At 54.5% G+C, this 12863-nt stretch carries 15 protein-coding genes; 2 read left to right on the plus strand and 13 right to left on the minus strand.

The window, feature by feature from the left end; translation table 11 throughout:
* Positions 1-6: 6 nt before the first annotated feature.
* The 7 genes from WG929_RS00110 to WG929_RS00140 all read right to left on the minus strand — a co-directional run bounded on the left by WG929_RS00110 (position 7) and on the right by WG929_RS00140 (position 4780).
* The gene (locus WG929_RS00110) at positions 7-1164 is read right to left on the minus strand and encodes an FAD:protein FMN transferase (RefSeq protein WP_416204387.1); all 1158 of its coding nucleotides are present in this window, start codon (positions 1162-1164) and stop codon (positions 7-9) included.
* On the minus strand, positions 1161-1679 hold the full coding sequence (locus tag WG929_RS00115) for a TlpA family protein disulfide reductase (RefSeq protein ID WP_369855314.1): 519 nt from the start codon (positions 1677-1679) through the stop codon (positions 1161-1163). Before WG929_RS00115 ends, WG929_RS00110 begins: the two co-directional genes overlap by 4 nt.
* A 46-nt stretch (positions 1680-1725) precedes the next feature.
* Entirely contained in the window at positions 1726-2838 is a 1113-nt protein-coding gene (locus tag WG929_RS00120) for a DUF3570 domain-containing protein (RefSeq protein WP_369855313.1), read from the minus strand.
* Positions 2829-3062 (minus strand): DUF4266 domain-containing protein, encoded by a 234-nt coding sequence (locus WG929_RS00125; protein WP_369855312.1) that lies wholly within the window; start codon positions 3060-3062, stop codon positions 2829-2831. Before WG929_RS00125 ends, WG929_RS00120 begins: the two co-directional genes overlap by 10 nt.
* A gap of 323 nt (positions 3063-3385) precedes the next feature.
* Positions 3386-3673 carry a putative quinol monooxygenase gene (locus tag WG929_RS00130; RefSeq protein WP_305453086.1) on the minus strand — a complete coding sequence of 96 codons (288 nt, stop codon included), beginning with the start codon at positions 3671-3673 and terminating at the stop codon, positions 3386-3388.
* A 36-nt stretch (positions 3674-3709) separates the two neighbouring features.
* Positions 3710-3856 (minus strand): hypothetical protein, encoded by a 147-nt coding sequence (locus tag WG929_RS00135; protein ID WP_305453087.1) that lies wholly within the window; start codon positions 3854-3856, stop codon positions 3710-3712.
* Between the two features lie 51 nt (positions 3857-3907).
* Complete coding sequence (locus WG929_RS00140; protein WP_416204388.1) at positions 3908-4780, minus strand: LysR substrate-binding domain-containing protein; 873 nt, start codon at positions 4778-4780, stop codon at positions 3908-3910.
* Positions 4781-4883: 103 nt separating this feature from the next.
* Between WG929_RS00140 and WG929_RS00145 the strand changes: the two genes are divergently transcribed.
* Together WG929_RS00145 and fghA are read left to right on the plus strand one after the other, a co-directional pair.
* Positions 4884-6005, plus strand: coding sequence for an S-(hydroxymethyl)glutathione dehydrogenase/class III alcohol dehydrogenase (locus WG929_RS00145; RefSeq protein WP_369855309.1), 1122 nt, complete (start codon positions 4884-4886; stop codon positions 6003-6005).
* A 165-nt stretch (positions 6006-6170) separates the two neighbouring features.
* Positions 6171-7004, plus strand: a complete 834-nt coding sequence (fghA, locus tag WG929_RS00150) for an S-formylglutathione hydrolase (protein ID WP_416204389.1) — start codon at positions 6171-6173, stop codon at positions 7002-7004.
* Positions 7005-7102: 98 nt separating this feature from the next.
* Here the strand turns inward: fghA and WG929_RS00155 are convergent, their stop codons facing one another.
* From WG929_RS00155 to pgi, 6 genes are all read right to left on the minus strand, one after another.
* Positions 7103-7711, minus strand: a complete 609-nt coding sequence (locus WG929_RS00155; protein ID WP_416204390.1) for an outer membrane beta-barrel protein — start codon at positions 7709-7711, stop codon at positions 7103-7105.
* Between the two features lie 144 nt (positions 7712-7855).
* Entirely contained in the window at positions 7856-8575 is a 720-nt protein-coding gene (mtnC, locus tag WG929_RS00160; protein ID WP_416204391.1) for an acireductone synthase, read from the minus strand.
* Positions 8572-9123, minus strand: a complete 552-nt coding sequence (locus WG929_RS00165; protein ID WP_369858078.1) for a 1,2-dihydroxy-3-keto-5-methylthiopentene dioxygenase — start codon at positions 9121-9123, stop codon at positions 8572-8574. Before WG929_RS00165 ends, mtnC begins: the two co-directional genes overlap by 4 nt.
* Positions 9124-9263: 140 nt before the next feature.
* The gene (locus tag WG929_RS00170; RefSeq protein ID WP_369855305.1) at positions 9264-9911 is read right to left on the minus strand and encodes a methylthioribulose 1-phosphate dehydratase; all 648 of its coding nucleotides are present in this window, start codon (positions 9909-9911) and stop codon (positions 9264-9266) included.
* 17 nt (positions 9912-9928) lie between these two features.
* Positions 9929-10933: an S-methyl-5-thioribose-1-phosphate isomerase gene (gene mtnA, locus WG929_RS00175; RefSeq protein ID WP_416204392.1), complete on the minus strand. Its 1005-nt coding sequence runs from the start codon at positions 10931-10933 to the stop codon at positions 9929-9931.
* 170 nt (positions 10934-11103) lie between these two features.
* The gene (gene pgi / locus WG929_RS00180; RefSeq protein ID WP_369855303.1) at positions 11104-12762 is read right to left on the minus strand and encodes a glucose-6-phosphate isomerase; all 1659 of its coding nucleotides are present in this window, start codon (positions 12760-12762) and stop codon (positions 11104-11106) included.
* Positions 12763-12863 lie beyond the last annotated feature (101 nt).

Genomic DNA, 12863 nt, shown 5'->3' on the forward strand with positions numbered 1-12863 from the left:
AGAGTGTTACAGGGTAAACCCACTGGATAGGTGTTCGATGCCAGCGGCATCGATCACCATGGCTTCAACATCGTCCAGCTGTTCAACCAGTGCCATACCTTCTTGCGGCCCCATAACAAACACTGCGGTGGCCAGGGCATCGGCCCAGAAGCCACGGCTGGCCATGATGGTGACACTCTGGCAGCCATTCGCGGGGTAGCCTGTTGCCGGGTTGATCAGGTGACTATAGCGCTGGCCGTTGTGAATGAAATAGCGTTCGTAGTCACCTGAGGTAGCCACCGCCATATTGGCGACAGGCAGGCGCGCAATCAGTTGCTCACGCTGTCGAGGGTGCTGAATGCCGACTTGCCACAGCGGTTGTCCTGGCACACTGCTGGCGTACAGATCACCTCCGGCATTGACAACAAATTGCTGGAATCCGGCGCGTCGAATGACTTGTACGGCGCGGTCGATGGCATAACCCTTGGCAATGGCACCCAATCCCATGCTGGTGTTGGCTGAGGTAATTTCTGCCAGATAACCGGTAGGGCTGGTGGTGGATTGTTGCAGCCGCACTTTGTGGTAATCAATCGCAGTTATGGCGGCCTCTATTTGCGCCTGGGTGGGGATGATCTGGTGACGAAAATCCCATAACTTGCCCGCACTGCGGAAGGTGATATCGAACCGTCCACCACTGAGTTCAGACACCTGTAATGCCATTTGCAACAGCCGATACAGTTCCTCGCTGATCGCCACCGGCCCTGTGCCCGCCGCGCTGTTAATCTGAGACACCTCACTGTGTGGTTGCCATTCCGACATCACCTGTTCAATGCGCTGGATTTCTCCGATGGCCTCGTCAATTGCCTGATTGGCAGTGGCGGTCTGCTCGATTAATTCAGGCGCGGATTCAAGCGCTAACTGAATCACAAATTCCACCGGCGTGGTCATCAGTGTGACGGTGCGGCTGACTCTGCTGCTCTGGCGTGACTCCGCAGCGGTGGGTTGATCCGGCAGAAGATGCTGGGTTGGCCAGCGTTGTGATGTGTTGTTGCCGACGGTTGCCGGGGTCTGTGCGGCCGCTATCTGTGTTATTGCTAGTTGTGTTATTGCTAGCGATGCGGTCAGTAATATGGCTAACCGTCGGCAGATACGCCGGTGCGGGTGTTGTGGCGCTATCGGTATCATTTTGAGGTTGGTTGCACGGTTTGCTGGGCGTTTGCTGGTGTTGGAATAGCTGGCTGCGCGGCTGGCTGAATAGCCGCCAGGGCAGCACGCAACTCATCATTCAAATGATGGGTAATCTGGATAATGTTGCCACTGGCGTTAATCACCACCAGCGTGGGGGTGCCCCGAACCTGATACTGGTCGGCGATGGTCAACTCGCCATCCTTGACCGAGGCGTAGGGAATACCGCGCTGTTCGACCACCGCCAGACCATTGGCGGCAGTGCGGTCGAGGTTGACACCGACGACCGTTAGCCAGGGATTGCTATTGGTGAGGGTGATCATATCTGGCAGTTCTTTCATACAGGTCGGGCACCAGGAAGCCCAGAATACCAGCAGGGTCGGTGCGCCTGGCTGATAACGGATCGCTGTGCCAACCAAACTGGTGCCACTGAATTCGGGGGCATGGGCAGGTGATTGCAGGGCGTGTGTTGCTGAGGCCAGCGTTAACATCAACATCAGTAAAAGTTTTAGCATGGTGGCTCCAGTCTTGAAGGGTTATAAATAGCGCCAGACGCAGACGTTATTGGGGATAGCGCCAGCCGACTGTCAGCCAGTAAAAGCGGATGTTGTCGCTGCGATCGTAGACCTGAAAACCCATATCATACCAGGCCTGTCGCTGCAGCCAGGGGGCAGAACCGAGCCAGGAAACATTCAGCCCCAGGGTATGGCCGTCGAAATCGCCGAGGTCAGAATCCGAGCTGCGAAAGGGCGGCAAGCCATCAAACTGCCAGGCAAAATAACGGGACTGTTGTTGCTGGTAATAGCGGTAGACCGGCTCCAGCACCAGTTGGCCACGATTGAAATGGGCATAATATCGCAGCTCCAGGGTATTGCCTTTGACATCCCAGTTGTCCTGATAGCGGCTGAAACCGAGCTGCCAGGAGTCTTCTCCGTTTGCCTGTTTGTAACGGATGGAACCGGCGTTGCGAATACGGTGTTCGGGGAGTTGTTCAAACTCAAAGTGGTCGTCTACCTTGACGGCATTAAAGGACGTGGCGAGCATTCCGCGTTGCTGGCTGTTCGACCAGCCCAGATTCAGCACGCGGGTTGGCGTCAGGCTTTGCGTCCAACCCAGATTCAGGGTGTCGGTATTACGCACCTGATCGTGCTCCTTGCTGCCATCGAAGCGAATCACCCGTACCTGATCGTTAAACACCTGCAAGCTGGCACTCAGTTGCGTGGCTCCTTCCGCCAGATCAAGATTGCCCGACAGGTTGTAACCTTGTGAACGGTAGGCGTATTCCTGGCCATAACTGGTGCCGATGGAGAAGCCCCAGTCCAGACTTTGGTGCAGCCAGGCAATATCAATATTGAACCGACCCGGATTGTAGCCAGTAGCACCGGAGACGGTTTCGGCTTTTTCCCGCGCATCGTCATAGGAGGCAGCAGACACTACGTCGCCGGTGAACTTGCCTTGTAATGCATCCTCAGCGCCGAGGCTGCTGCGGTAGAGAAAGAGTCCCTCGTAAATAGAGGCATCTTCGCTGACGTAGGGATTACCACCGTTGTTATCGTCTTGCTGCAACACAATGCCACGAAAGGCAAACAGATCATCCAGTTCACCACTGGATGGAGCAGCCGCAAAACAGGGTAAAACCAGCAACCAGCTGATGACTGTTTTTATCAGTAACACCCGCAGCCACCTCCGCCACCGGTCGAAAAAGTGCCCGAAGCGCCTTCGCGGGATGAATAGATATGGTTTTCCAGTTCGGCCTGCAGTGGCGTGCCATCAAACTGCATATCCGGCCGGGCCAGGGTTTCGCGTTCGTTAAAACGCACGCTGGTGCAGCCACTGCAAACCAGCACCACGGTGGCCAGCGTCAGCCAGTGCCGTGGTCGGGAGAAATTGGGTGTCATCGTGGTTGATCAGTCTATGTCGCTGAAACTAGGATCGAGTTAACCACAGTTATATGGGGATTTTGTGAAGATCCCGTCACGAACCGCGACGCGGCAATGGAATCAGGCAAAAGTACTTGATTGATGGGTGTCCTAATAGTCTGGTCTCTGCTTGATCGATGGGTGTCCTGATAGTCTGCTTAAGTGGGTGTCCTGATAGTCCTCCTGATAGTCCGGTGATAGTCCATGGGTGTCCTAATAGTCTTGTCCTACGTGGATCTGTGAGAATGAGCTGACACAGAACTATGAACACCCCCGCTGACAGCCCCTACGAACGAGAGCCTCTATATCACTTTGCTGTGTTTTATCACTTGAGTTGATTGTATTAAATCCAGAGCAAAAAGGTCCTTGGTATAGTCCGCATTCATATGGGTTGCCAGTGATTCCTGACTGGTAAAAATCTCCCATAAGATAAACTGGTTTGGCTTTTCGGCTGCTTTAAAAAACCTGAATTCAACACAGCCTGGCTCGTCGTTGGTGACTTTCTCGAACTCTGGCAACTGTTTTTCCAATGCTTCTGCACAACCGGTTCTGGCTTCAATAACAGCAGTCATTGCAATGTAATCTGACATATTCATTTTCCTGTTACTTCAAGAGATACAAGCAGCTTATGTTCCAGTAAACACGGTATAAGCCAGCGGATAATCACATTTCAGCAAACCGATTTCTGCTTGCTGATGTACCTGTATAGCTTGTGCACCAGCGGGCAGGTAGTCCAGTGTCAGTATTGGGAAAAAGAATTGCGCAGGTGGCATATATCTTATCCCTGCGGCATTTGCGTGGCCGCTGCTTGATTTTCCGTTAACTCAACTCCCGAGCCGCTCTGCCAGAAAATCCACCAACAGCCTGACCTTGGTCGACAGGTGGCGGCTGTGCGGATACAGCGCCCAGATCCCTTCGGCTTCCGGCTGGAATTGCGGCAAGAGCTCAACCAGTGCGCCACTGTCGATATGTTCCTTGACGTAATAATTCGGCAGCTGAACCAGACCTATGCCCTTGAGGGCTGCATCGACCAGCGCCAGGCCGCTGTTGGTGCGCAGGTTGCCGCTGACGCGGAGGATTTTTTCCCGGTTGTACTCTCGAAAACGCCAGTAGTCGAGTGTGCCCAGCAAACAGTTGTGGTGTTGTAACTCCGAGAGCGAATGGGGCTCGCCCCGTTTGCTCAAGTACTCTGGCGAAGCACACAGATATTGCTGGCGAGTGGTCAGGCGGCGAGCCTTCATGGAGGAGTCTTCCAGCTTGCCCAGGCGAATGGCGAGGTCGTAACCGCCGTCAATCAGATCGAGTTTCTGGTTGGTCATCTGGCATTCGAGCTGGACTTGCGGGTGCTGCTGGAGGAAGTCGTTCAGCAAGGGGGAAATATGGTTTTCACCATAGGTGAACGGGGCGGTCAGCCGTAACAGTCCACTGGCTTTGTGGTTGAGTGAATTGAGCGCCTGTTCGGCTTCTTCCAGTCCATCCAGCAGCGGCCGACAGTGTTGGTAGTACAGTCGTCCGGCTTCGGTGACCGATACTTTACGTGTGGTGCGGTGCAGCAGTTCGCTATTGAGGCGGGCTTCCAGCGCAGCAACCTGGCGGCTGACCTGGGCAACCGACAGCTTCAGCCGTTGGCTGGCGGCGGTAAAGCTGTTGGTCTCTGCCACGGCAACAAATTCTCTGACTCCTTCCCACTGCACCATTATTTCTACACCGTAAAGATAAATTGTTAATCTGGGGGATTATATCCATGTGAGGAAAAACTAGAATGGTGTTTTTACGCTAAATCACCAGCAGGAGAACAACATGGCTGAACCTATCAAGTGCCGCGCCGCTATTGCCTGGGGGCCGAAAGAGCCTTTAAAGATTGAAGAGGTTGAGGTTGCACCACCGCAGGCCGGTGAAGTGCGGGTCAAGATTGTCGCCACGGGCGTGTGTCATACCGATGCCTTTACGCTGTCTGGTGAAGATCCTGAAGGTATTTTCCCGGCGATTCTGGGCCATGAAGGCGGCGGTATCGTTGAGTCGATTGGCGAGGGCGTGACCAGCTTGAAAGTCGGCGACCATGTGATTCCGCTGTACACCGCGGAATGTGGCGAGTGCAAGTTCTGCAAATCCGGCAAGACCAACCTGTGCCAGGCGGTGCGTGCCACTCAGGGCAAGGGCCTGATGCCGGATGGCACTACCCGTTTCAGCTGCAACGGTGAACCGATTTTCCATTACATGGGTTGCTCTACCTTCTCTGAATACACGGTGCTGCCAGAAATTTCGCTGGCCAAGGTCAATCCGGAAGCGCCATTGGAAGAAGTGTGTCTGCTCGGTTGTGGTGTGACCACCGGTATGGGCGCCGTCATGAATACCGCCAAGGTGGAAGAAGGTGCCACCGTTGCTATCTTCGGTCTGGGTGGTATTGGTTTGTCGGCAATTATTGGTGCCACCATGGCGAAGGCCAGCCGCATCATTGCGATTGATCTCAACGAGAGCAAGTTTGAACTGGCGAAGAAGCTGGGCGCGACCGACTGTATCAACCCGAAAGACTACGACAAGCCGATTCAGGACGTGATTGTTGAGTTGACCGACGGCGGTGTGGATTACTCGTTTGAATGTATTGGTAATGTGAACGTGATGCGTTCGGCGCTGGAATGCTGCCACAAGGGCTGGGGCGAATCGGTGATTATCGGTGTTGCCGGTGCCGGTCAGGAAATCTCTACCCGTCCGTTCCAGCTGGTGACTGGTCGAGTCTGGCGCGGCTCCGCCTTTGGTGGCGTCAAAGGCCGTTCCGAACTGCCAGGTATTGTTGAAGATTACCTGGCCGGCAAATTTGCCCTGAACGACTTTATCACCCATACCATGCCACTGGATCAGATCAACGAAGCGTTTGACCTGATGCACGAAGGCAAATCCATTCGTTCTGTTATTCATTATTGATCAAGTTCGGTATTTGGGGCTAAGGCCGCAGCTATATAACATCGTCGAAACGCTGATTGACACGATGATACAGCAGCGGACTTGGGCGCGATAAATCGGTGATGCAACAGCTATCGCGCCAGGCGCTCCGTTGGCAATGCCGGGCGTTGGCGCAGGAGATGTACGATGGAAATGATCAGTCAGAACAAGAGCTTCGACGGTTGGCACAAACAGTATAGACATCGCTCCGAGGTACTGAACTGTGAGATGCGCTTTGCGATTTATCTGCCGCCGCAGGCGGTGCAGGGTCAGGATGTACCGGTGTTGTACTGGTTGTCGGGACTGACCTGTAGTGATGAAAACTTTATGCAGAAAGCCGGTGCCCAACGAGTGGCGGCGGATCTGGGTATTGCCATTGTGGCAGCGGATACCAGTCCCCGTGGCGACGGTGTGGCCAATGCGGATCAGTACGACTTGGGTCAGGGGGCCGGGTTTTATGTCAATGCGACCCAGCAGCCCTGGAGCAAGCACTATCGCATGTACGATTACATCGTCAGTGAGCTGCCAGCGTTGATTGAGGCAACGTTCCCGGTGACGTCGAAGCGGGCTATTTCCGGTCATTCGATGGGCGGCCATGGGGCGTTGACGATTGCGCTGAAAAATCCGGCGATGTTTTCATCGGTATCGGCGTTCAGCCCGATCAGTAATCCGGTGAACTGTCCCTGGGGTCAGCAAGCGTTTACTGCGTATTTGGGTAAGGATCGTGAGTTGTGGAAACAGCATGATGCCAGTGAGTTGATGAAAAGCGCTGAAGTACGTATTCCGGCGCTGGTGGATCAGGGCGAAGCGGATAACTTTCTGGTGGAGCAATTAAAACCGGAAGCGTTGCAAGCCGCTGCGGAAGCAAGTGATTACCCACTGAGGTTACGGCTGCATGCTGGTTACGACCACAGTTATTACTTTATTGCCTCGTTTATTGAAGAGCACTTGCGGTTTCATGCCGAATATCTGGGTGCCTGATTCATTCCGAAGTGACTGATTGCTGTGATCAACCAACAAAAAAGCCAACCGGGTTAACAACCCGGTTGGCTTTTTTGTTGGTCACACCATTGTGCCAATCAGAATTGGTAGTGAACACCGACTGACGTTGCGCTGTAGTCCAGCTCGATACTGTCTTCGGCGTAGTAATAATAACTGCCGTCGTCTTCCCAGGTTTGATCCAGATCCATCGAAGCACGGCTATGTTCCAGGCGTACAGCAACACCACTATTAAACAGATACTGGACGCCGCCGCCAAATACAGCACCGAAGCCATCCCAGGAATCTGAATTTGAATGAGAATCGTCGATCGCCAGATCGAAATGCTGAAGTCCAAAGCGTGCGTAAAGGCCAATATTGTCGGTTAACAGCAGCTGAAAACGGGGCGTTATGGCTACGCCTGACAGTGTATATTCTGTGGACGAGCCTTCAGCCTGAAATCCTGGTGCCCGGTTGATGTGCATTTCAAGGCCAAACCAATGGGTGAAGTTGTAACCACCATAAACACCAAACAACGCGGTGTTGTCGTCTGCCGTCAGTGAGCTGTTTAATTTATTGGTCAACTCAATATGAGTACGACCAAATTCACCACCAACAAACCAGCCGCGCTGATCGGCGGCGGATGCTGCTGTTGTTGTTATCAAGCTTATGGTGGCCGTAGTGATTAGCGTAATGAGTGACTTGAACATAGTATTTCCTTATATAGCCCTGAATTTGGACGATGGTGTCAGACGGAGTGTCAGGCAAATAACAAGCCCTGTTATCTGATCACCGGTCTGTGAAGTCCGTGTGACAGGCAGCCTTACAGAGGCTTGCCTGTCAGGTTGATGCCTTCAGAGCGGCTGCACAAAATCAAAAGAGGGCACGGCGGTGTGAGCGGATGCTTGAGGAATTTTTCCATCCCTGATCAGCCAGCAGGTTTGCAGTCCGGCTTCACGGGCAGCATCCAGTTCGGCTTCGATATCCGACAGGAACAGCACGTCTGCGGCTAGCAGACCAACATGTTGGGTTTGTAGTTGCTGCACTATATTGCGGTAGGAATCCGCTGCCTGTTTGGCCCCGGATTGGGTATCGAAATGGCCACTGAATAATGGCAACAGGTTGCCATCCTGGCTGTAACCAAAAAACAGTTGCTGGGCCTTTACCGAACCGGATGAATACACATACAAGGGTATGCCGTCGGCGTGCCATTGCCGCAGGTTGGCAGTGGCATCCGGGTACATATGGGCGGCATAGTCGCCGTTTTTGTAGCCTGTTTCCCAGATCAGTCCTTGCAGGACTTTTAACGGCGTTGCCTTGCGGTCTGCGGCAATCCATTCCAGCAGTGTATTGATCAGGGCATCGGTATCCGCTGCGGTTGCTTCACTGCCGGGAGATTCTTCTTCCAGCAGTTGTGCCGTTGCTTGCAGTTGTTGCTGCACCAGGGGGGCGTTGCGATTGGCACGTACATAACCGGCCAGGTGACTGGCGGCGTAGGGAAACAACACGTCCTTTACAAAGGCAATGGAGGAGGTGGTGCCTTCAATGTCGGTCAGTATGACTTTGACTGTCATGATCCGTTTTCCAGTCGATTAAAGCGCTCGGCAATGGTGTCGCCGGTGTAGTTGGCAACCCAGCCTGCCGGGTTATTAAACAGTCGAATGGCGATAAATCCGGGATTCGGGCCCATATCAAACCAGTGCGGGGTATTGGCCGGTACGCTGATCAAATCGCCTTGCTGGCACAGGACTTCGTAAACCTTGTCGTCTATGTGCAGGCTGAACAGGCCCTCCCCGGCAACAAAAAACCGCACTTCGTCTTCGCTGTGACGGTGTTCGCTGAGGAAAATCTGGCGCAGTTCATCTTTTTTCGGATTGTCTGCGTTGAGGCTGACAACGTCGACTGTCTGGTAACCTTCTTCATTGATCAGGCGGTCGATATCGGCGGCGTAGGCTGCGATAACATCTTCCTGGCTGGCTCCGGGGGTCAGTTGGGTATCGGTGTGCCATTGCTCAAAACGGACGCCGACTTGCTGCAGTCGTGCACGAATATGATCGTGCGTGTCGGTGGTAAACAGCAGTTGGGTGGTTTCTTGTTGGGGGTAAATGCGCAAGATGCTCATGGCTTCCTCCTTCATCATATCCAGTTCGGCACGCATATAACCGCTGCGGCGCGAGCGTACGGGTTTGCCCTTGTTCCAGGTACGGAGGTCTTTGCGCGTCAGACTTTGACGGGTGATGTACCTTGGCGTCGGTGGACGTTTCATTGCTGCCCCAGTCGTTTGAGTTCCAGTTGGTAGTCGAACAGGTGTTCAAGTGCTTCCAGATGACGCATGCATTCGGCCAAATCCCGGCCCCAGGTATACACTCCGTGGCCTCGAATCAGATAAGCATGTCCCTGCTGGCGGGTTTGCATGCGCTGTTCAACCTGGTTGGCCAGTCGGGTGATGTCCTGATCATTGTCGAAAACAGCAATGACCATCTGGCAGTCGTGGCTGGTTTGGCCAGCAAAGGCTTTCAACAGCTCCCAGCCTTCAAGTATCAGTTCACTGTTCGGGTGAATCTGCGATAACACCACTGCGGCTTTGGAGTGCGTGTGCAACACCGCGCCAATGGCCGGGTCGCGGGCGTACAGCTGCGTGTGCAACCGGGTTTCGGCACTGGGTTTTCCGGGTGTCAGTGGTTCGCCTTGCCAGTTCACCACGAGGATATCTGCCGGGGTCAGTTCGCCTTTGTGTTTGCCAGAACTGGTCAACGCGCAGCAGTGCTCGTTGAGGCGAACCGAGTAGTTAGAGCTGGTGGCTGGAGACCAATCGCGGTCGTACAGTTGTTTGCCGTAGCGACAGAGATCGGCAGCGGCGGACTGCAATGCCGCTGTATCGAAAGCCGTGGAATCGAAAGCGAGTGCCATGCTATCTCCCGTTAACGTCAGTGGCTGTCCAGCAGCGCGGCAACCGTGGCGACAGACGGCTGATGGATCACGCCCCGTTCGGTGACGATGGCGTCGATCAGCTCAGCGGGCGTCACGTCGAATGACGGGTTAATGGCCTGGCATTTTTGCGGGGCAATCTGAATGCCTTGCAGGCTGGTTACTTCGCTCATCGGGCGCTGTTCAATCGGAATATCGTTGCCGGAATTCAGGCTCAGGTCAAACGTGGTGCTGGGCGCAGCAACCATAAACTTCATACCGTGATGTCTGGCCAATACCGCCAGACTGTAAGTACCAATTTTATTGGCGACATCGCCGTTGGCGGTAATTCGGTCGGCACCGACAATGACCCATTCTGGTTTTTCGGCGCGGAACAGTTGTGCGGCAGCACCATCACACACCAGCGACACCGGGATATTATCTTGCATCAATTCCCAGGCAGTCAACCTGGCCCCCTGTAACCAGGGACGGGTTTCACCGGCGTACACATGCTTGATTTTGCCGCCGGCCCAGGCGCTGCGAATGATGCCCAGTGCGGTGCCGTGGCCTCCGGTCGCCAGCGCGCCGGTATTGCAGTGGGTGTATACCGTTGCATTGTTGCCCAATAGCTCGGCCCCGAATTGGCCCATGGCGAGATTGTGGGCAATGTCTTCAGCGTGAATACGCCGGGCTTCGGCCAGCAGCTGTTCGCCGTCGCTGGTGCCTAGTGCGGCCATCCGTTCCAGTGCCCAGAACAGGTTAACAGCGGTTGGGCGGGACTCGGCCAAGACTTTGTAAGCGGCTTCCAGATCGCGACCTGCCAAGGCATCCAGCGCAATACCATAAGCGGCCGTAATGCCGATCGCCGGGGCGCCCCGAACCACCATCTCGCGAATGGCGTTGGCCGTTTCTGCGGCGGTCTGGCATTCAATCATCTGCTGCTGATGGGGAAGAATACGTTGATCGAGTAACTGCAGCGTTTGTTGCCGCCATTCGATGGCGATCACCTGTGAGTGTTGTGACATAGGCTTTGGGTATTCCGATATGGACGCTCAGCTGGCTTGGGCAAGCTGTCGTGGAAGACATAAACCCGCACAGTTTAGCGTTAACCGTCGTGGCTGTCGCCACAGAGGTTGCTTGAATATCGGGGAAGGAAGGATCGCAGCGCCATGACAGTGCATGGCGCTGCACTCGATCAGAGTTTCGACTGCATGGCGTGGAAGGCGCGAATCAGGCCATTGGTGGAGCCATCAAACGCGTCTGGAATACGATCGGACTCCAGCGCCTCCAGCACTTTGTTACCCAATTTTTTGCCCAGTTCAACGCCCCACTGATCAAAGGAGTTAACGCCCCAGATCATGCCCTGGGCAGCAACCTTGTGCTCGTAAAGTGCAATCAGGGCACCGACGGTTTGGGGTTTGGCCTTGGGGAAGTAGAGTGTGTTGCTTGGGCGGTTGCCGGTAATGACTTTCTGGCGTGCCAGTACCATGGCTTCTGCTTCGCTCTTGCCGTCGGCGATCAGTTCGTCGATGGCTTGCTGTTCGGTTTTGCCTTGCAGTAACGCCTGGCTCTGGCTAAGACAGTTGGAGACCAGCATCGCATGGAAGTTATCGATCGGGTTGTGACTGCACATCGGCATGATGAAGTCGCAAGGGGAGAAATGGGTGCCTTGATGCAGCAGCTGGTGGAAGGCGTGTTGGCCGTTGGTACCTACACCGCCCCAGATGACCGGGCCGGTGTGGTAGTCGACCCGGCGACCGTCGAGGGTGACGGATTTGCCATTACTTTCCATGTCGAGTTGCTGCAGATGCGCAGGCAGGCTGCGCAAATAGTGGTCGTACGGCAAGATGGCGTGGGAATTGACGCCAAAAAAGTTGACGTACCAGACACCCAGCAAGGCCATGATCACCGGCATGTTTTGCGCCAGTGGTGCGGTGCGGAAGTGTTCATCCATCTGGTGGGCACCGCGCAGCATGTCGCGGAAGTTGTCGATACCAATGGCCAGCGCCAGTGGCAGACCAATGGCCGACCAGAGTGAGTAGCGACCGCCAACCCAGTCCCACATCGGGAAAATATTTTCTTCGGCAATGCCGAATTCCACGGCTTTTTCAACGTTGGAAGAGACTGCCGTAAAGTGTTTGGCCAGATATTCTTCGCAGCCACCGTTGCTGAGGAACCATTGACGGCAAGCAAGGGCGTTTTTCAGGGTTTCCTGGGTGCCAAAGGATTTCGACTGGATGATAAACAGCGTGGTGGCCGGATTCAGGCGTTTGAGAATCTCGGTAATGTGAGTGCCATCAATGTTGGCCAGGTAATGCACGTTCAGGCCGCTGTCCCAGTAGGGCTTGAGCGCACTGGATGCCAGCTTTGGCCCCAGAAAGGAGCCACCAATACCAATCGAGACGACATCGGTGAACGGCGCATTGTTGTAGCCGCGCCATTGATTACGACGAATCTTCCAGCAGAACTCTTCCATCCGATGCACGGTATCGCGAATCTCCGGCATGATGTCGCTGCCGTCGACCATGATCTGGCGGTCGCTGAAATTCCGTAACGCGGTGTGTAATGCCGGACGGTTTTCACTGCGGTTAATCGCTTCGCCTTCGAACATGGCGTTGATCTGGGCAGGCAGCTCGCGTTCGTTGGCCAGTTGCAGCAGGTAGTGCAGGGTGTCGCGGGTGGCGCGGTTTTTGGAAAAGTCGAGACTCAGGCCTGCAGCGCTGAGATGAAAATCTTCGAAACGATTGGGGTCAGTAGCAAACCAATCGAGCATGTGCTGATCTTTAATCTCGCCGTAGTGGCGTTCCAGAGTTTTCCAGCTTTCAGACTGGGTCAGGCTACTGGCCAGGGTCATAACGCTTCCTTCAATATCCGTATGGTCGGCAGGCAGTATACGGAACCGGTTCACCGTCAGCAAAAGTTAGGATTGTCCGTTTTGTGAGTGATCTGGGCGGA

Source organism: Oceanobacter antarcticus (assembly GCF_044962685.1).
GTDB classification, from domain to species: Bacteria; Pseudomonadota; Gammaproteobacteria; order Pseudomonadales; family Oceanobacteraceae; genus Oceanobacter; species Oceanobacter antarcticus.